Source organism: Paenibacillus sp. Negev47 (genome assembly GCF_058313655.1).
On record NZ_CM177754.1, the window covers coordinates 1,591,450 to 1,610,485 of the forward strand.

General features: G+C 47.3%; 17 protein-coding genes. 13 read left to right on the top strand and 4 right to left on the bottom strand.

Going from position 1 to position 19,036, the window contains the following annotated elements:
• The first annotated feature begins 30 nt into the window (after positions 1-30).
• Positions 31-615, top strand: a complete 585-nt coding sequence (locus tag AC4G47_RS07345; RefSeq protein ID WP_491105547.1) for an ankyrin repeat domain-containing protein — start codon at positions 31-33, stop codon at positions 613-615.
• A gap of 50 nt (positions 616-665) precedes the next feature.
• The gene (locus tag AC4G47_RS07350; protein WP_491105549.1) at positions 666-2,009 is read left to right on the top strand and encodes a uracil/xanthine transporter; all 1,344 of its coding nucleotides are present in this window, start codon (positions 666-668) and stop codon (positions 2,007-2,009) included.
• Between the two features lie 73 nt (positions 2,010-2,082).
• Here the strand turns inward: AC4G47_RS07350 and AC4G47_RS07355 are convergent, their stop codons facing one another.
• The gene (locus tag AC4G47_RS07355; RefSeq protein WP_458123593.1) at positions 2,083-2,460 is read right to left on the bottom strand and encodes a PilZ domain-containing protein; all 378 of its coding nucleotides are present in this window, start codon (positions 2,458-2,460) and stop codon (positions 2,083-2,085) included.
• Positions 2,461-2,641: 181 nt separating this feature from the next.
• Here AC4G47_RS07355 and AC4G47_RS07360 point away from each other — a divergent pair, with 181 nt between their 5' ends.
• The 5 genes from AC4G47_RS07360 to AC4G47_RS07380 all read left to right on the top strand — a co-directional run bounded on the left by AC4G47_RS07360 (position 2,642) and on the right by AC4G47_RS07380 (position 6,213).
• Positions 2,642-3,109 carry a DUF6386 family protein gene (locus tag AC4G47_RS07360; RefSeq protein ID WP_491105550.1) on the top strand — a complete coding sequence of 156 codons (468 nt, stop codon included), beginning with the start codon at positions 2,642-2,644 and terminating at the stop codon, positions 3,107-3,109.
• A 32-nt stretch (positions 3,110-3,141) separates the two neighbouring features.
• Positions 3,142-3,831: a hypothetical protein gene (locus AC4G47_RS07365; protein ID WP_491105551.1), complete on the top strand. Its 690-nt coding sequence runs from the start codon at positions 3,142-3,144 to the stop codon at positions 3,829-3,831.
• A gap of 202 nt (positions 3,832-4,033) precedes the next feature.
• Positions 4,034-4,357, top strand: a complete 324-nt coding sequence (locus AC4G47_RS07370; protein ID WP_491105552.1) for a hypothetical protein — start codon at positions 4,034-4,036, stop codon at positions 4,355-4,357.
• Positions 4,358-4,535: 178 nt separating this feature from the next.
• Positions 4,536-5,084, top strand: coding sequence for a sigma-70 family RNA polymerase sigma factor (locus AC4G47_RS07375; protein ID WP_307416574.1), 549 nt, complete (start codon positions 4,536-4,538; stop codon positions 5,082-5,084).
• Positions 5,074-6,213, top strand: coding sequence for a DUF4179 domain-containing protein (locus AC4G47_RS07380; protein ID WP_491105555.1), 1,140 nt, complete (start codon positions 5,074-5,076; stop codon positions 6,211-6,213). Before AC4G47_RS07375 ends, AC4G47_RS07380 begins: the two co-directional genes overlap by 11 nt.
• Before the next feature lie 122 nt (positions 6,214-6,335).
• Here AC4G47_RS07380 and AC4G47_RS07385 read toward each other — a convergent pair whose 3' ends face one another.
• The gene (locus tag AC4G47_RS07385) at positions 6,336-8,321 is read right to left on the bottom strand and encodes a beta-galactosidase (protein ID WP_491105557.1); all 1,986 of its coding nucleotides are present in this window, start codon (positions 8,319-8,321) and stop codon (positions 6,336-6,338) included.
• A gap of 116 nt (positions 8,322-8,437) precedes the next feature.
• On the opposite strand from AC4G47_RS07385, the gene AC4G47_RS07390 reads away from it, so the two are divergent.
• The 5 genes from AC4G47_RS07390 to AC4G47_RS07410 all read left to right on the top strand — a co-directional run bounded on the left by AC4G47_RS07390 (position 8,438) and on the right by AC4G47_RS07410 (position 13,756).
• The gene (locus tag AC4G47_RS07390; RefSeq protein WP_491105558.1) at positions 8,438-9,280 is read left to right on the top strand and encodes a helix-turn-helix domain-containing protein; all 843 of its coding nucleotides are present in this window, start codon (positions 8,438-8,440) and stop codon (positions 9,278-9,280) included.
• 286 nt (positions 9,281-9,566) lie between these two features.
• Complete coding sequence (locus tag AC4G47_RS07395; RefSeq protein ID WP_491105559.1) at positions 9,567-10,610, top strand: pectate lyase family protein; 1,044 nt, start codon at positions 9,567-9,569, stop codon at positions 10,608-10,610.
• Positions 10,611-10,913: 303 nt separating this feature from the next.
• A complete protein-coding gene (locus AC4G47_RS07400; protein WP_491105561.1) occupies positions 10,914-12,392 on the top strand; it encodes a methyl-accepting chemotaxis protein in 1,479 nt (492 codons plus the stop codon).
• Positions 12,393-12,533: 141 nt separating this feature from the next.
• The gene (locus tag AC4G47_RS07405) at positions 12,534-13,112 is read left to right on the top strand and encodes a hypothetical protein (protein WP_491105562.1); all 579 of its coding nucleotides are present in this window, start codon (positions 12,534-12,536) and stop codon (positions 13,110-13,112) included.
• A 164-nt stretch (positions 13,113-13,276) separates the two neighbouring features.
• A complete protein-coding gene (locus AC4G47_RS07410; protein ID WP_491106661.1) occupies positions 13,277-13,756 on the top strand; it encodes a GNAT family N-acetyltransferase in 480 nt (159 codons plus the stop codon).
• Positions 13,757-13,860: 104 nt separating this feature from the next.
• On the opposite strand, the gene AC4G47_RS07415 is transcribed toward AC4G47_RS07410, so the two are convergent.
• Both AC4G47_RS07415 and AC4G47_RS07420 read right to left on the bottom strand, forming a co-directional pair.
• Complete coding sequence (locus AC4G47_RS07415) at positions 13,861-14,226, bottom strand: VOC family protein (protein ID WP_491105564.1); 366 nt, start codon at positions 14,224-14,226, stop codon at positions 13,861-13,863.
• 160 nt (positions 14,227-14,386) lie between these two features.
• A complete protein-coding gene (locus AC4G47_RS07420; RefSeq protein ID WP_491105565.1) occupies positions 14,387-16,039 on the bottom strand; it encodes an alkaline phosphatase in 1,653 nt (550 codons plus the stop codon).
• A gap of 617 nt (positions 16,040-16,656) precedes the next feature.
• Here AC4G47_RS07420 and AC4G47_RS07425 point away from each other — a divergent pair.
• Positions 16,657-18,900 (top strand): carboxylesterase/lipase family protein, encoded by a 2,244-nt coding sequence (locus AC4G47_RS07425; RefSeq protein ID WP_491105566.1) that lies wholly within the window; start codon positions 16,657-16,659, stop codon positions 18,898-18,900.
• Positions 18,901-19,036: the final 136 nt, after the last annotated feature.

Below are 19,036 nucleotides of genomic sequence, written 5' to 3' on the forward strand. Positions count from 1 at the left end.
GAAGGACCTTACATTGGAGGATGAAGCAACGTGGGTAGAACAATACATGATGCCGCTCAAGCGGGGCATACCGATGAGGTCATTCGATATATCACACAAGGTAGCCGGCTGAATGAAAAGAATGCATTGGGGAGAACACCTCTGATGGCAGCCGTACACGGTAACAAGATAGACACAGCAAGGATGTTAGTTGACGCTGGAGCGGACATTAACCTTCAGGATGCACGATTGGACAACCTGCTATTATATGCGAGTGCTGAGGGTATGTATGACATGGTTGAATTGGCTATTGCCGGGGGTGCGGATACCCGCTTAACAAATCGTTTCGGCGGTACAGCTCTTATTCCTGCAGCGGATCGGGGCCATGTGGACATTGTAGAGCTTCTGCTGACACGCAGCGATGTGAATGTGAATCATATCAACAATCTGGGATGGACAGCCTTGCTGGAAGCGGTCATTTTGGGGGATGGTGGACTGCGTCATCAGCAGATTGTTGCCCTGCTTCTGAAGTATGGTGCAGATCCAAAGATTGCGGATCGGGACGGGATTACACCGCTCGAACATGCGCGCCAGCATCAATATGCCGACATGGAACGACTACTAACTCAAGTCTGAAGAGACTTATGCGTTTATGATACAGAAGAGTGAAAGGATATTACTAACGAATGAACAGACATCAAGAGCATTTTTCACAAAAGAATATGAAGGACGTATCTGCACTGGTTTTGGCAGGCATACAGTGGTTTTTCTTCCTCTTTACCAATACCGTTGTTGTTCCGCTATCCATTGGACATAATTTTCATCTGTCCCCGGATGCCATCGCTGCCTCCATGCAGCACGCATTTATACTTACCGGAGCAGTGTGTATGCTTCAAGCCATATTCGGTCATCGGTATGCGGTCATGGATGGTCCGTCAGGATTATGGTGGGGACTAACGCTAAGCTTGACGGTATCTGCTTCATCAGCGGGTATGAGTCTGGAGCGTATTGGTGGTGGGCTGGCTGCAGGTTTCCTGTTAGCGGGACTAACGATGATGATTTTGGGCTGGCTGGGAGCAGCGCAAGTGCTGCAAAAGCTGTTTACGCCCATGGTCAAGAGTGCCATGCTGTTTCTGATGACGATTCAATTAACCATGAACTTTTTCAAAGGCATGATTGGATATACGGAGTTTGGGCGCTTCGATCTGCCTGTTGCCGCGCTATCCGTTGTCATTGCATTTCTGGTGGCATGGATTCAATTAAAGGGGAGGGGGAAACTGGGGAACTACGCGATCCTCATTGGGATTGTGGCAGGCTGGATCGCCTATAGTCTCTTGTTTCCTGGACAACATGGCGGACAGCCGAATCAGAACCCAGCAGGTCTCACGCTGTTTCCGTGGGGAGTACCCAGATGGGAGCCGGGGATCGTCATTACTGCTTTCTTCGTGGGGCTGGTGAATATGACGAATTCGATCACCACATTAAGCACAGTTGAGAAACTATACCGGACAGAGACGACGAGTCGTCAGTATCGACGCTCATACGCGCTAACAGGTCTGTTCACGATGCTATCAGCCTGTGTGGGTGTGCTACCGTTTGGTTTATTTGCATCTTCCATCGGATTCCTGGAGAGTACTCGTATCCTGCGCCGTGCTGCCTTTATTATTGGAGCAGGCTTACTATGTATGATGGGTCTTACACCTTCGATCACGGCATTCTTTGCACAAATACCACCAAGCGTAGGCAGTGCTGTTCTGTTTGTAGCGTATCTGCAGATGTTTGGCACGGCATTAAGAACGCTTGAGGGTACGACATTTAATTCTAAGACCATCTATCGTGTAGCATTGCCGGTTCTCACTGGAGTTGCTGTCATGAATATTCCTGCTGAAGCCTTTCAAACCTTGCCCATGTATCTCATTCCGATTATAAGCAATGGTCTTGTAATTGGGGTATTGGTCTCACTAGTTCTTGAAAAAACCGTGAATTGGTCCAACATGGAACAACCAGCGACAGTCAGTAAAGCGGCATAAAAAGTCTAAATAATAGGACAGTCCAACTTGTTTGGGCTGTTTTTTTGTGTTTTTTGTTATCAGGTCTATATGGCTATTTCACAATAATTTTGCCTTGTCCTGCAAGCATTCTCATCTCCCGGGAGAGACGGTCCTGGTTACCATCTTGAATCTCAAGCTGGACACCATAGTGCCATGAGGTATTTTTTTCTTGACCCCAGCGGAGAGTGCCTTCCATATATAGGGGGTCTTCAAATAGCAACATATTCATTCCAATCCGAATATCATTATTCTCTACAGGAAGGGACAGGGGAAATGACAGCTGACAGCCGGATCGACTGATATCACATAGCTCGGCCTGAATGGGTTTGGGTGGTGCAATGACCCCGTTGATGCTGAGAATATAGATTTCAAAGTTGATCGGTTCCTTCAATGTGTAGCGAAAGGGTTCTTTTCTATTGTTAATTGACATGGCTTCCTCCATCAAGTTCAAAAAAGTCAGTTATGCTTATATCGACCGTTTGGAACCAGAAATGAAGAGTTACGCAAGCAGAGTTGGCCCCCGGGTTCCTTTTACACGTGTACGAGCCTTGATATAATGGTGGGATATGGTTCTATATCAGACTCGAATCAGACAGAAGGGGCGGATGAATATGCGAGGAACATTTCAAATGGTTACAGATACGGCAACATTGTGCCTGTATGATCTGGCGGCGTTGAGGCACCGGGTCCAAGACACATCAGACTGGTGGTCCGTACCGGAGGATGAGCTGGCTGAGGTCAATGCAGGCCATTGTCTGTTCCTGAATCTGGGTGCGGATGGAGTATATGAGGTGGAATGGAGCCTGGAGGATGCAGATTCAGATCGAGATCCAGATTGCGTAGCAGAACAGGGAAGTGTGTATCATCTGCAAGTTCCGTCGGGCAACGTCTATCTGGGAGCAGCAGAAGATGTTAGTGGCGGTGAGCTGGAGCCGGATGAGTCGTGTGAAGGTGTCCTGTTTCAATTAAAGCCGGGAAACTATGCATGTATCATATCCAGAGAAGCCAGTCGCATCTCGATTCTCATGAAACCAAGTATGCAGGGTAAGAACACGCTGGATGAATTAATCCGGATGTAATATACATATGCGAACAGACAGGAGAGATTCATATGCAGGATTGGAACGAGATAATAGTGATGAATGCAGATGCTCTGCGTAAACGGATGAGGATACTCGCTGCATTGGACATCATTTTTTCCGAGGAAGAATGGCTACGCGTACATCGCTATGAAGCTGAGCTTCAGCCTGGTGTGGTATGGGGGAGTATTAATAATGGAGCAGGGGATCATCTGCATGTATTGTTTACGGATTCGGGCACGTTGATCAAAGGATTCGATCATGAATCACCCTTGAGCCCACATGCTCGTGAGGATGGAGAAATCTATCCAGGCATGTACGATGATGTGCCGGAGACACTGATGGCTGCTCTGCGGCATCATCAGGAGGCATTGGATCTGGAGGATGTCACTTTTTGCCTCTGGCAGGAAGGGAACGACTTGCAATGGAAGGCTGGTAGCTGGATTCAGCTGGCGATGGTCGAGGAAGACGAAGCGGACACCAGAGGTGGAGCGGACTTTTTGCTGGGGTATATGGAGAAGAACCCGGAAGATTACGTTGATTGGGCAAAAGCATACTATGACTTACAGGAATTGTCACTGGAAGCCGTAGCTAAAGTATATGAAGAAGAACCATTGACTGCTAGCCTGATTAAGCAGCTGTGTCCTCAGCGAGATGTGGCAGCAGCAATGGATGAATTGCAGCAACGCGGGTACGTCGTCGAACGACCGTTAATAGAGTAGTGAGGGAGGAGAAGTAAGGAAGAAGAGGATTGGGATGTGCTAGAGCACGAATATCTTGATCCAAAATGGTCGGCAGGCATGCTGCACAGATTTTGGCTGTGGCATCTCCATGAATCTGATCGTTAAGGGAGCCTCCTGCGGAGAAATCTGGTTTGAACTCTGATATGTAGGAGATTTGCCTGAAACAGGAGGAGGATTCTATATGGCTAAAAGATCAAAGAGAACTATGGTCGAAGTAGAGATGGAAGATATGCTGTTCATATATAATGAAGACTTTGATCTTATTCGTCCGGCATTGGATCGAATGTTCCCGTTAACTGACCCTCGATCTGGAGAAGAGAAGAAGGAACTTGATCCCTGCTGGGACAATCCCGTTATGAAGGAAGTGTGGGTGGAGGTTCCGGAAGAGTTGGGTCAACAGGTGGTTGCAGAGCCTGAATTGCGTGTGTTTTTGGATCAGTTCACCACTTGGGTAAGAACTCATCTACAATTGGCCGAAGGGATCGAAGTAACGGGTAATCTGTAGGTTAGTTGATATGAAGTATCTAAATTACACGTCAATCAGATTATCTTCGGCTGAAGTCCTATGTAATCAAGCTCCCTCATGATGATGGCGGAGCTTTTTTTGATGAGCAAATAATAAAAACCGTTTGATTCACTCACCCGTCTTATACCACAGAAAGAGAGAGAAGGAGGGATGCGGGGTGGAAACAAAAGCAGAGATGAACCAGAGGATATATGTACAGACCGAAGACGAGACGGAATTTGTGCAATCCATTATGGAGCATCAAGATACGCTTATTTCCATTGCTTACAGTTACCTGCGTAATCGGCAAGATGCGCTGGAAGCGGTACAGGAGATGACGTGCCGGGCTTGGATCAAGCGTCGTACGCTGAATAATGAGAAGGCGTTCAAGTCGTGGATCATTCGGATTCTGATCTATGTCTGCATCGATGAACAGAGACGCCGCAAGCGAGCGACACCTCTGGCCAAGGAAGATCTGGAGGACAGCATTCCGGCTTCTTGGATGATCAGCGTTGATGATAACCGAATTGCTATGGAATCTCTTTTACAAAAGGTGAAACCTAAATATCGCCATGTATTATTGCTGAAATATTATAACGACATGACACTGACGGATATTGCCTCCATCCTCGGCAAACCGGAAGGTACGATCAAGACCTGGCAGCACAAGGGACTTCAGCAGTTGCGCAAGTTGATGAGGAACAGGAGGGATTGGCATGACCACTAACCCGGAGGAGAAAGCACTTCTTGCAGACGCATATCAGGTGAAAAGAGAGAACCAGCAATGGAATCCGGCGGACACGACTGCGGCAATTCAACGTGGTCTCGCAAAGGCCAGAACAAAACGATCAGGTAGGACCGCTCGTATCAAATGGATCACGGCAGTGCTGGTCACGGCCCTGGCTGCGAGTTGGTTTCTTATGGGCCCGCTTGGAAACTATGGGCAACAACCGGCAACATATACTGAGCCTGCAGTCCATTGGGGAGTACTAGAGCCCTTTCGTGACATATCAACTGATATGGAAAAGGCTACGATTACATCAGCACTCAATCATGGTTATGTGCAACTTGTGGATCGGACGGTTACATCGGGTATATATGAGTTTACCGTGAATGCGGTTATGGCAGATGAGAACAGGATAACGGTATTGTATACCGCCAGAACGGATGCTTCGCAAGAGATATATTCGACTGTTAATATGAAGATGACGGATGCAAGAACAGGTTATGTTCTGGATAACGGAAATATAGGAGGGGTGCGTTTCTCGAATGATAAACATACTATCTATGGTCGAAGTACACTTGAACGAAATCGAAACAAACCGTTGCCTGAGCAAGTGAATCTTCAATTGCAGATTTCTTCTGTTGTTCCTGGCGTCGTAAAATATTCTGAAAACGGGGAAAAGGAACGGGAATATCAATTTTCCAAAAAAATGAATCTTTCTTTTGCGCTGGATCCCAAATTCTCTATCCCCAAAACGGAAATAATCAACCTTAATCGGACCTTTAGCATTGGGGGTCATGAAGTTATGTTAGCAGAAGTGGAATTTTCACCGCTTGTGACTCGGGTTAGATTTGTTTTTGAGCCGGAGCAAGAGATCAATTACAAAACGAAGTTGTTGATCAGTGAGGTAGTCCAGCCTCTCGAGATTGTCACTACTTCTAAAGACGGGAAGCAAACAAGTTTATCCACGATATTAGGGACCGGAACGGAAGACGGAATGATGTATTCTTTCAACAGCAATCTGCTGGACAATCCGGAGTCGATGATATTAAAACTTCGTGGCAAACCAGGTAAGGTTTATGATGATTTGCAGGAAGCCAAAAATGATGAACTCGGAATCAAAATCAAATAAACAAACTAACTGGAAATACTCTTATACAAATTAGGTGGACGTTAGTAAAATAAGAGAAGGGATGTCCCTCAAGGTCGTAAGCCTTGTGAGACATCCCTTCTTAAATATGAAAACGGCTGATCTTATACAGTTAGAATATCCACTCCCAGAGCTGGAAGAGTCATCTTCTGATCCAATCTCTCGCTGGTCAACAAGCTGCGATAAGGAACGTCCAGCGTAATCTCTCGTTGCTCATTCGTCAAATTGATCAGGAACAGAAAACTTTGCTCCCCCTTCGTTCGAATCGACAGCTCGACACCTTCTGGCAGCTGGATCTTGGGCGCCAATTCCTTTTCCTTCAATATGCCTTCAAACAGCTGATAGAAATACGATGGTTCCGGCCAAGTGCCGATATAATATACTTCACCTTCACCAAACTTATTGACAGTAACCGCTGGTACACCCTCGTAAAAGTCGTTGTCATACCAGGCGATCGGCTCTGCACCTCGCAGTTCCAGTAGATCACACCATTGCTTCGCAGCGAATGTCTTGCCCTCCGCGTTCCGTATCCGATGCTCACTGTTGCCGATTGCATCATATTCACTTACGACAACACCCGCCGCTTCCGCCAGCAGCCCCGGCAGAGGCAGCATCTCACATACATTCCTCATGTTCTTCACACCAGTCCGATTGGTGAGGACAACGGTCCCCCCTTTGGCTGCGAATCGCTCCAGTCGCTGGGCTATTTCTTCACTTAACAGGAAGAGGGAAGGGACAATGACCAGCTTGTACCCGTCAAGTTCCTCGGTCCAGTTGATAACGTCCGTACCGATACCCATTTTCAGAAATGCATTATGCATAGAGGACAAGTTGTCTATATAGTGCATTCCTCCTTCCGCCTGCGGCTGAAGGGAGAGCGCCGTATGCTGATCATGCGAATGCAGAATCGCAACCTGGGTAACAATGGTCGAGTCGGCTAGCAGTTCTCCTAACTGGTTCACCTCGCGAGTAAGCTCGGCGAATTCCCTGAACCTGCGTCCAGGAACATTGCTGTGGTCAATCAGCCCATGCCAGAATTGTTCAGCTCCGACGGTTGCACTCCGCCAGCGGAAATGGACGACCATATCCGCACCGCGGGCGATTGTCTGCCAAGAGCGAGCTCGGATCAGTCCAGGATAGGGGGTGCGCTGAATCGGCATCCAGGCGCCCTGCGCTCCGCTGAGCTGTTCCATTACCCAGAAATTCCGGCGTTTGATGCCGCGAACCAGGTCCAGCGTAAGCGCTCCGTTCCTCGGAAACCGATCGCCATAATCGCGATACAGCTCATTCGGATAATAATCGACAGAGACGAAGTCCAATTCGTTGTGCAGATCATAATAGTCCAGGCTATTCGGATATTGCCACATGTTATGCGTCACGAATTGGCCTGGACAGTTACGGCGTAAAATCTCAAGCTGCCATCCCAGCAGATGGCCTACGCTGTCGGAACAGAACCGCTTGTACTCCAGAAGATAGGAAGGATTCATCGGTTTGCTTGGTCCGAGCGGCGTTGTTACCTCAGCCCAGCTGCTGTACTCACCACTCCAGACGACCGTACCCCACTCCCGGTTCAACTCCTCCAGATTGGAATAACGCTTTTGCAGCCAAGTGACAAATGCACGATTACATGTATCACAATGGCATTCCTGGTAGTGCATCTCGTTATCGATTTGCCAGCCAATGACGGCGGGATGCTTACCATAGCGCTGTGACATCGCTTCCACAAATTTGGAGCCCAGCATTCTTAAGGAAGAGCTGTTGTTACAACGATGTCCACGTACACCTGGCCGGATGATGTGGCGTTGCTCATCCATGGGCAGCACATCCGGATAACGGGTTGTCATCCAGTTCGGCGGGGTATTGGTGGGGGTGCATAAGACGATTTTCATACCGTGCGAAGCGAATACTTCTATAGCCGCATCCAACCATTCAAACTGATAATTACCCTCGGTCGGTTCCATTCTGCTCCAGGCGAACTCCGCCATTCGCACAACAGCAACCCCTGTCTCTTGCATAAGAACGGCATCTTTCTCCCATAACTCCGGAGTCCATTGCTCTGGATAATAATCAATTCCTATCTTAATTGTCATCCTGTGATCTCCTTTATTTATCAATATATTGCGATTATATGATATATTAATTCGAGTGAATATCTTAAATAATTAATATGACATAACAATATTAAGATAACAGGAGAGTTAGTCGCATGCCTCATCCCAATCGCAATTTCCCGGTATTATCTGCCCGAGACAAGCTGCTCCCTTTTTATTTGCTTGGCATCGGCCTGCATCATGAACAGGAGCACATCCGTCGAGACCAAGGCATTCAGGATTATCAGTGGATACAATGCCGCAGCGGTGTGGGCAAGCTCAAACTAAGTGAAACGGAACATATCGTCAAGCCAGGCATGGGCATGCTGTTGTTCCCTGGACAGAAGCACGAATACTATGCGCTATCCGAGAGCTGGGAAGTCGACTGGATCATTTTCGATGGCAGCGGGTCAGCGAGCTTGTTTGAAACCGTTGGCATTGTTGACACATGCGTATACACGCTTGCATCGCCTGAATACCTTCTATCCCGAATGCGGGAGTTGCTGCAAGCTGCCTTAACACCACAAGAGCAGACATTAAGCAATTACGCCTGTTCCGCCATCCTCTATACCTTATTGACAGAGATTATTCAACGCGTTTCTGTCGAGGGCAGCGATACGGTCGGGCAGCAGTATGAGCGATTAAAACCGGTTCTGGACTATATTGAACAGCATTATGCTGAAGAGATTACTTTGCCAACGCTGGCTGGACTGATCTGTGTCACACCGGAATATTTCTGTCGTTTGTTCAAGAAGACGACAGGCATTCGTCCCATCAGCTATGTTAATCAGGTAAGGGTCAACAAGAGCAAGGAACTGCTGCTCGACAATGTGCAGCGCGGGATGGAGGATATTGCTCATCAAGTCGGCTTCGAATCTACCAGCTATTATGGAGCAATTTTCAAGAAGATTGAACGACTTACACCCGGTGCCTTCCGCCGCAGCTATCAGAAGTCGTGATATATTATTATCCGCAAGCGATGGTTTTTCGTCAGAGGTTTTAGGAACTGATCCGAGGGCGGATCAGTTCCAAGTTGTATCTCACAGTACTCGTTTATAGAGCCGCTAATTAGCGGCTCTATTTTGTATGAAAGAAAAGTCTATTTTTGTTTTTCACTATATCTGATCTGCTGTTGCAAAAAAGAGAATATTGTTGTCTTTTTGCAATCATTATATTGTCACAGCCAAAGTTACACGATATAATCGAGTTGTCTTCGAGGATAATATTATAAAGGATGGTGAAATTTTGAAGAAATTTTCGATGCTTTTACTCGCGATAACTCTATTGTTGCTGACTGTATCCACGGCCCCGTCTACCTATGGTGCGGCCAGTTATCCGAACACAGGTACGAACGGGTTAACCGGTTTTGCAGGCAGTGCCAAGAATGAAAGTGGTGTATCCAAGGCAGCCACGACAGGCGGCAAGAACGGTCAGGTTGTTTACGTTAGTAATCTCAATGACCTGAGAACACATATGGCGGGCTCTACAGCCAAAATTGTCGTCGTTGAACAGAATATTTCTTCCTCCTCGCTGCAAAAAGTTGAATTTGGAGCGAATAAGACACTTGTCGGTTCCTTTGATAAACATACATTAACGAATATTCATTTCAGATCTACAAGCAGTTCAAGCAATGTAATTTTTCAGAATCTGACATTTCAACATTCAGCAAATATCAACGGGAATGATGATATCCAGGTGTATATCACTTCTGGCTCCAATTATTGGATCGATCATGTGACGTTCTCTGGCCATAGCTACAACTCCGGCGGAAGTGATCTGGACAAGCTTCTGTACATTGGTGATCGCGCAGACTATATTACGATTAGCAATTCCAAATTTGCGAACCATAAGTATGGCGTTATTCTCGGACATCCGAATGATGGTAACAGCAGTTACAATGGCGTCCCTCATGTGACAATGTCCAACAATTACTTCGAGAATCTATATGTGCGTGGACCTGGACTTTTAAGATATGGTTACTTCCATCTCAAAAACAACTATGCAAACAACTTTAATCAGGCCATCACAATTGGTGAAAAAGCGCGGATTTATTCCGAAAACAACTACTTTGGTGCTGGCGCTGAAAAGGGCGGCATCTTGGATGACAAAGGAAAAGGGGAGTTCACCGATACGGGCAGTACGCCAGCCCTTAATAGCCCGACTTCTCCTAAAACGAACTGGAGACCAAGTTCCAATTACAGTTATCAGGTAGAGAGTGCCAGCTACGCGCGTGAATTCGTCACCAAGTATGCAGGCTCGTCCAATACGACACTTGTATTCGGAAAGTAAGAGTTTGTCCCGTATATGCGCATTATGCCAAAAAGCCTGTCCTATACGCCAAGACGTATAAGACAGGCTTTTTGTTTGTAAAAATGATATGTCTGCATATCATTTTATAATTCATATTAATTTTTAATTAACAATACCGATATACATAAAGTAGCGCTGGTTTCATACTTATGAAGTCAATATGTACTATGTTAAGGTGCCGCGTATTTGCGATTTGCGCATAAGCAGGGCCAGAGACTAATAGATGTAGTACAGAAAGGCCCTACAACTTACATTTAACCTACTTAAAAGGACGGGGTATGCATGGATCGTATGGACGAAATTATTTGGAAAAGGAACAAATTAATCGGTATCATTTTGTGGATTATCGTTGCCATTGGTATGGGTCTGGCCTTTATGATGCCGAAGTTACTTGTGTCCAATGGAGTAGCTCTGATCTTTGTAGTTTGGATTACATACGCTAATGCGAAAAAGAAGCATATTCATCTCATTCCATGGCTGATTACCGTATTAATGACAATATGTGGAGTCTATGTCGGGTGGGGAACGGTCAATTTTGCGTTAAGTTTGGTCATAACCGCAGTTCTCCTGTTATTTCCTAACAAGAAATTTTTTATGGTTGGATTCTCGGTATTACTAGTCAACAGTGTTCTTCAGTTATTTGTTATGAATACCGTTGATTCTGTTGAGCTAATAGGTAATATCGTCAATGTGGGACTATTTGCTCTCACAGGAGCCGTTTTGATGCTGGTCTCACAGCTGAATCAAAGGCTCTTCCGTGAAAGTGAAGTACGCCAGAATGAGGTGGAGCACTCTAAACAAAGAGTGGAAACCATGCTGGAACGTGTGAAGGAATCCGTCGAAGGTTTATCACGTTATACGGATCAATTGAAGCAAAAAGTGAATGCGACTGGCTCCATCACCAATGAGGTGACGCTTGGGTTCAGTGAGGTTGCAAAAGGTGTTGAGTTCCAGGCGACCAGTGTAGCCGAGATTTCGGAATCCTTGTCTGTGTCAGATCAGCATATCAAGGACGTTGCGTCGTATTCCCAGCAGATGAAAGAGTTGTCCGCAAGTATGGCAACGAGCACGCAAACAGGAAGCACACAGATGGACCAGCTGAACATCCAAATGCAAGAGCTATATGAGACAATCGATACCACTGCAAATGACATGCGAAAGTTTAACGAGGAAAGTGAATCCATGACGCTTATGCTGAACAGCATAGCGGATATTGCGAGTCAGACCAACTTGCTCGCACTCAATGCAGCCATTGAAGCAGCTCGTGCGGGTGAGCATGGACGCGGGTTTGCCGTTGTATCAGAGGAAGTTCGCAAGTTGGCCGAGAACTCGGGTCAGTCCGCAAGTGATATTGCAACCATTCTGTCTCGATTGAAAGGACAGACGCAGGCGCTGACGGATCGATTCGAACGCATTCGTCAATCGTTACAACAAGGAAGAGACAGTGTGCATACGGCAGAGGAAGTGTTTCGTACAATCAACAGTAACTCTCATCATGTATTGAATCAAGCGACAGATATTGAGACTAGTTCGGCGACGATGAAGGAATCTTCCACCAGAGTTGTGAATGAGGTTTCCGAGATTTCGAGTGTGACTGAGCAATCCAGTGCAGCGACAGAAGAGATTCTGGCGAGCATGGAAGAACAACGTAACCTGACACAGAAGATGGTAGAGAGCTTTGGAGAACTGGAGCAACTGATTGTAGACCTGAATGAATTGGTCTCGGATCATCAGGCTTCTTCCGCTGAGAACAAACTTTAATAATAAATAGTTTGAGAGCCTGTCGGTACGTATTTAGCGTGCTGGACGGGCTTTTTTTTTCCTCTGGAATACAACTTGAAAGCAGCATTTTTTTCCTATACAGTGTGGTGTAGAGTATGAAGGGTATGGGGGAGTATAAGCTTGAAGAATAAAGTAATGAAAGATAGATCGGCCTGTGATGATCGTACATACGAGGATGAAAGTGGTAACCGTGTTGAACGCGTGCGTCTGTATGATCAGCATTCGATCAAAGGCATGGACTGGCCCGATACAGAGGACGGAAGATATGCAAGAGCCTATTTGGAACCCATTATGCTGGATGGGACCCGGAGTTATATGGCGAACGTGGAGGCCACATTGTTGCTCGCCCGGATCGATGATCTCGTTCTTCCGCTAACGGTGAATGAGGCGGAGTACGACAATGCCTATGTATGCTCACCGTATACGCATTATGTAAGTTACGCCAAGCAGGAATTGACCATGTTGCAAAAGCCAGTGTTGGAGAAAGGGCTTTCTGTGCTGCTCAGTCTATTGGGTTGGGGAATGAAGCAATCACAGATCAACAAGGTCGTGCATGTGAACAACTGGCTGTTCTCCACGAACCTGTATCCTTCCATGTCCGGCGAACAGGCTGTCCGTATGCTTGCAGTGATACAAGAGCTTACCCTGAGCATACCATCGTCTTCCGCTCCTTGTGCCCGGAGCTTCACCCCGACCTGACGAAGAAGCTGAGGGAAGCAGGGTGCCGATTGATCCCGAGCCGGCAAATCTACCTGTACCGTGCGTATGATCCGAATTTTGGCAATGCAAAGTCGCGCTGGCTGCTGAAGCGGGATAATCAATTGCTCACCAAGCACGGGTATGAATTCGTTTCCGGAGCGGATATGACGGAGGCGGATATTCCACGGATCGTAGAGCTATACAAACTTTTATACCTTGAAAAATATTCCTACGACAATCCGCAATTCACCGAGCGTTTTATTGCCGCTGCGCTGGCGTCTGGAACGCTCATACTGCACGGACTGCGGAAGGAGGGGCGCCTGCACGCGGTCATGGGTTATTTCTGCCGGAATGGAATCATGACAACACCGCTGTTCGGTTACGATACGGCGATCCCCCAGTCCGTCGGGCTATACCGCATGTTGTCCGCATGCCTGATCGGACAGGCACGCGAGAATGGCCATCTGTTACACGAGAGCGCCGGGGCGGCGCAGTTCAAGCGCAATCGCGGTGCTGTGGCTGACTTTGAGTACTCCGCTGTGTATGAGCGTCATCTTCCGTGGGGCAGACGCTGGTGCTGGCTGTTACTTGACCGCTTATTGAATCGCGTAGGTGTGCCGCTGATGCGCCGCATGAAACTATAAACAGAACTAGTAGTGTGTTTATGTAGCCCTAGGTTGTGCATGCAGGGTTGATTGCACGTAAAACTGGTCATCGTGATACATACACTCATTTTACACTCGCCTAATTAAGCATGCTCTGCAAGCTGCACCTCGAAGCCGTCAGGATCGGTAATATAAATGAATCGCAGGTGAGGATTGGGCTGGATGGGTCCGCGCAAAATCGGAATATTCAGTTCAGCCAGTCGCTCCATGGCTTCCTCCAGCGAGCTCACCTCATAGCCGATTGACACGCCAGCCTCTGGTTTAAGAACGGATTCGCTGCCTTCAATCAGTTCCAGCTTTGTTTCATTTTCCATGCCCAGCATGGCAATCTGCCGTCCACGGCTTTCGAATCTGCGCTGGATTGGAAGTCCGAGCATGTCGTGGTAGAACCCGAGCGAATCTTCCAAATTACTGACCCTCAGCGTGATCCAGTTTAATTTGATCAACATGGGTGAATCTCTCCTTTTGTATCCTATTTCTGAGCATTATGTTCATTATACGATAAGCGGGAACAGGGACATACTGCTTATCAGAAAACAACAAAATAGCTGCCGAAATATTCGGCAGCCAAATGGTTTAATCTTCGGTAGTTCCAGTAGTTCTAACGTATTATTGGATCAGATCAACAGCCATTTGTGGAACAAACGCATCTACACCGTTGTAAACAATGACACCTTCCAAGGCTGTCTTCTTGCCGTTCACCAGTGCAATATTTTTGTAGATTTGCAGTTCCAGCTTGGTGTTACCTTTTGTAACGAGGATCTTCGGATTTTTGGCGTCGGTCAGATCCAGCTTGTACGTCGCTCCTTTGGCTGTAAATGCCTGTTTGGCAGGTACAAACAATTGTTTGTTCACACTGTCGAGATCCAGATCCAGTACACGAGCCATATACTTGGCTACATCCGTGTTGTCGATTACCCCGAATGGACGGTCATTGTTCGGAGCATACGTGTACAACACAACATCTCCACCTGTATGACCACCAGTTGTCCAGCCGATCCCTGCACGTTTGCTGATCATTGGGCCGATTGCATAGTTAAGGCTGCCTGGTTCGGCTGCTTTAATGGTGGCAATCTCTTCGGAAGTCAGATCGGTAATGCCATAGTATTGTTTCATCACTGCTTTGATGTTCGTGCGCTTGGCATTCAGTTTCGCTTCCACGCCTTCACCTGTCAGCTTGGCCTTTTTCAAAGGTCCGATAAATGTGGACAAGGGCTCTTTGTCGTATGTGCCACTTGTTGCATTGTTACCAATGGTGAGTCCACCATTACCATGATCAGTTACAGCCACAACCGCAGTCTCTCCGTCGGCTTTGGCGAAATCCATGGCTGCTTTTACGGCATCATCAAAGGCCAGCACGTCACTGATAATACCAATCGGGTCATTGGCATGAGCTGCCCAGTCCACTTTACTACCTTCTACCATCAGGAAGAAGCCGTCTTCATCTTTGGACAGAACTTCGATGGCTTTGGATGTCATCTCGGCAAGGCTTGGCTGCTTCGCAGGGTCACGGTCCATATTGTAAGCCATGCTCGTGGGAGCGAACATGCCCCAGAGTTTATTTGAGTCGGATGCTTTCATTGCAGCAGGTGTAGTTACGTAATCGTAACCTAGTGCCTTAATGGAGGAAACCAGATTCTCCCCGTCTTTACGCCCCGCTGGCTCAAGGTACTTGCTACCCCCACCCAATACAACATCCATGCCATTGTAGACTTGCTGTTTGCTGAGCGCATCGTAATTTTTGCGATCCGGGTAGTGAGCAGAGAAGTCTGCTGGCGTAGCGTGCATAATTTCGGATGTTGAGATAATTCCAGTTGCTTTGCCTGCCAGTTTGGATGCTTCCAGTACGGAAGCAACAGGTTTTCTTGCGTCTCCAGGCGCAATCGCCTTCTGCCCAGGCATCGTAGCCTTGTCCGGCAGTACACCGACAAATCCGGTATGAGATTTATATCCTGTAGCAAAAGCTGTTCCGGCAGGGGCCGAGTCCGCAATCGGCGCATCTGCAGAGTGTGTGCGAACCATACCACTTGCCATGGAGTCCAGCGTCAGGGAAGAGCCTTTATACCAACGAGCCAGAGCAGTCGCATCGTTAGCCATGCCGTCAGGAATGAGGATAATGACATTTTTAATCGGTGATGCAGATGTCGTTGAGGTCGTGTCTTCCACAGCCCACGCTGCACTGCTTCCTCCGAGTGTAGCCGTAACAATCGTCGTCACCGCGAGCATCATTTTGGCTGCACGGATATTGAACCGGTTTAACATGGATGCATCCTCCTAGAATATATGTATCGTTTTTTTTGTATCCAAAACCCAGTGTACACAACAAATGCTAAACCAGCGTATGAAATGGATTAACTAAGTGTAAAATTTACAATTATAGAAGGAATATTGGCGGAGCTTGTTTTGAGAAAGAGATACTATCAGTAAAAATATATTGCGAACGCTTACATTCTGTGCTAACATCACGATAACAACAGGATTGTAACCGTATTCAGGGCAATACCTGTGTCAGTTCATTCGTTGACTCTTTAGTTATTAAACGATTGATTGCGTATACATGATCATATGGAATGAGCCTCATTCCTCAGGGTTGTTACTGATTGCAGGCAAAACCTGAATTGAGGGCAGTAGACCACGCTAAAGCGATGTCTGTTTGCCTTCGGTTCAGGTTTTTTTATATATAAAAATGCCTGATGGCATGACCGTAAGCGCCGTAGCAGATAGGTTAAGCAGAAAGGAGCGTAGCAGACCATTTTTCCTAAATAGAGATATAGACTCATCCAGACATTGGAATACTGATTCTAGATACGCATATCAAATGAACATTTCCAATGAAATTATCCCATCACACACTATTCGACAGCGAGGAGATTTATGACATGAAAACCATTAAACGTTCGATTGCCGTCGCAACAATTCTGGGGTTATGTGTATCCGCTCTACCAGCTTATGCAGCAGGGAACACAACAACCTCTTCTTCAGCAGCGATGGACAAGCTGATTCAATCCGAACTTATTCGTGGCAGTGGTCAAGGCGTTAATGCGGCTTATCTGAACAAAAAGTCTACACGCATTCAGGCCGCAGTACTTTACTTGCGTCTGTCCGGATTGGAGAAAGAAGCGCTCGCCTACCAGGGGAATGAAACGTATGACGATGCGGCTCAGGCAGGCAAAGTATTGCAACCTGTCGTTGGGTACTTGAAGCAGCATCCGTATGTGGCTGAGATCGTGACAGGAACGGAGAAGTTTGAACCTAACGCACCACTGACAGCGGAAGGTTATGCCCGAATGCTGCTGAAGGTGCTCGGATATGAAGCGGGTACAGATTATCCGCAAGGAGAGGCTTCCACTTATGCGGCTGGTAAAGGAATCAAGGCGCTTCAAGGAAAGGGAGCAAGTCAACTTACCAATCGCTTGATGGCAGAGGCAACAGCACAGACTTTGCAGACGCAGCTCAAGAACGGCAGTGGAACCTTGGAACAGAGCTGGTTGAAACATAAAGAAGCTGGGACGTTCCAACCTCAAACGGTGCAACAGACCAAGTATGGCGCCATTGATGGCAAAACCTATGAGCAATATGGCACGCTTGGCTGGCTCGGTGTTCCTTATGCAGCACCTCCGGTAGGTGAACTGCGCTGGAAAGCCCCACAAGAACCGGAAGCGTGGACAGGAACCAGATCGGCTAAGGAATTTGCAGCGAACAGCTTGCAGATCTCCGGCAAGACTACAGCCGGAAGTGAAGATTCGCTGTACCTTAATATCTGGCGTCCTGACACAACCAGTTCGAAACTTCCGGTTATGGTGTTCCTGCACGGCGGCGGGAATATGACCGGATCAGGCAAAAATTTCCAGGGTGAACAGCTTGCACGAAGCACGAACAGTATCATCATTTCCGTGAACTACCGACTGGGAGCACTTGGATTCTTCGAGAACGCTGCGCTGAAAACAGGCAATGCCCTGGATGACTCAGGTAACTATGGTCTGCTTGATGCATTCCGTGCACTAGAGTGGGTACAGGATAATATCGAAGGGTTTGGCGGAGATCCAGGCAATGTTACATTAGCCGGACAATCTGCTGGTGCACGTGATGTGCTGGCAACCCTGATCTCACCACTTAGCAAAGGACTGTATCAAAAAGCAGTTGCTTTCAGCGGAGGATTGACGACAGCATCACCGGAAGAAGGCGAGCAAAAATCCGAGGATGTACTCGTGAAACTGCTCGTGCAAGAGGGGAAAGCGGCTACCGCAGAAGAAGCAAAAGCGTGGATTGGCAAGCAATCTCCGGCACAGCTGGAGAGCTACCTGCGTGCACTGCCTGCGGACAAGTTGGTCACAGCGTTTGGTGCTACCGCAACCCGTATGGACCCGTTCCCGCATCTGTTCCGTGATGGCACAGTGATTCCAAAAGAAGGCTTTGACGCCATCAATGACGGCAACTACACGAAAGTACCTGTGTTGCTGGGCAGCCTGGAAACGGAATTCTCTGGCTTTGCCTTCGGTGATCCGAATTTCTCTCCATCCATCACGGATGAGACTCTGTTTACTGATAAAACCAAGGCGGAACAATATGCTGCTGCGTTGAAATACGGTAGCGAAGCTTATGCAGGCTTTAATGCAGAGCGTGTAGCGGAGCAATTGACGAGTGAAGCAGGTCAACCACCGGTATATGCTTATCGTTTTGCATGGGGGACGCAACATGGGGTCATCTCTGAGCGGTTGCTCACATTACTGGGTGCACCGCATGGTGCGGATATGGACTTCTATACAGGACACGCAGACGGAATTGCTGCCTATTTCCCTGAGGGGTACTTTAGCGACATGAACAAACCAGGACGTGATCAGTTGTCTGCCGCGATGGCAGCATACCTGAAGCAGTTCCTGTATACAGGCAATCCAGGTACGGGCGGATCCCCTGATTTGGCGGCATGGACACCTTGGACGAAAGATGCCCAAGCACCAATTATGCGTCTGGATGCAAGTAATACAACGGCAGAGATTGGCATGTCCACACAATATAATCAAGACAAAGAAGCTGTTATGGCAAAGATGAAAAAAGAATTGCCTGAAGAAACATACAAACTGTTGACGGAAAAAGTGTTCGCAGGTCGTTTCTTCTGGGAATAAGTATTACCGGATAGGAAGGTATATATAGATAAATTGAAAGCCAAGGGAGCATGCTCTCTTGGCTTTTTAGGCTGTTCGTTATGCTTAAATATGGTATTGTTGTAAATATAAATTAATAAGATATGGGAAAGGGGAA

Excerpts from the sequence above, each read along its gene's own strand:
- AC4G47_RS07425 (WP_491105566.1), top strand. The coding sequence starts at position 16,657 with ATGAAAACCATTAAACGTTCGATTGCCGTCGCAACAATTCTGGGGTTA.
- AC4G47_RS07380 (WP_491105555.1), top strand. The coding sequence starts at position 5,074 with ATGACCACTAACCCGGAGGAGAAAGCACTTCTTGCAGACGCATATCAG.
- AC4G47_RS07365 (WP_491105551.1), top strand. The coding sequence starts at position 3,142 with ATGCAGGATTGGAACGAGATAATAGTGATGAATGCAGATGCTCTGCGT.
- AC4G47_RS07420 (WP_491105565.1), bottom strand. The coding sequence starts at position 16,039 with ATGTTAAACCGGTTCAATATCCGTGCAGCCAAAATGATGCTCGCGGTG.
- AC4G47_RS07355 (WP_458123593.1), bottom strand. The coding sequence starts at position 2,460 with ATGTCAATTAACAATAGAAAAGAACCCTTTCGCTACACATTGAAGGAA.
- AC4G47_RS07400 (WP_491105561.1), top strand. The coding sequence starts at position 10,914 with ATGGATCGTATGGACGAAATTATTTGGAAAAGGAACAAATTAATCGGT.
- AC4G47_RS07350 (WP_491105549.1), top strand. The coding sequence starts at position 666 with ATGAACAGACATCAAGAGCATTTTTCACAAAAGAATATGAAGGACGTA.
- AC4G47_RS07410 (WP_491106661.1), top strand. The coding sequence starts at position 13,277 with ATGACGGAGGCGGATATTCCACGGATCGTAGAGCTATACAAACTTTTA.
- AC4G47_RS07390 (WP_491105558.1), top strand. The coding sequence starts at position 8,438 with ATGCCTCATCCCAATCGCAATTTCCCGGTATTATCTGCCCGAGACAAG.
- AC4G47_RS07360 (WP_491105550.1), top strand. The coding sequence starts at position 2,642 with ATGCGAGGAACATTTCAAATGGTTACAGATACGGCAACATTGTGCCTG.
- AC4G47_RS07415 (WP_491105564.1), bottom strand. The coding sequence starts at position 14,226 with ATGTTGATCAAATTAAACTGGATCACGCTGAGGGTCAGTAATTTGGAA.
- AC4G47_RS07385 (WP_491105557.1), bottom strand. The coding sequence starts at position 8,321 with ATGACAATTAAGATAGGAATTGATTATTATCCAGAGCAATGGACTCCG.
- AC4G47_RS07370 (WP_491105552.1), top strand. The coding sequence starts at position 4,034 with ATGGCTAAAAGATCAAAGAGAACTATGGTCGAAGTAGAGATGGAAGAT.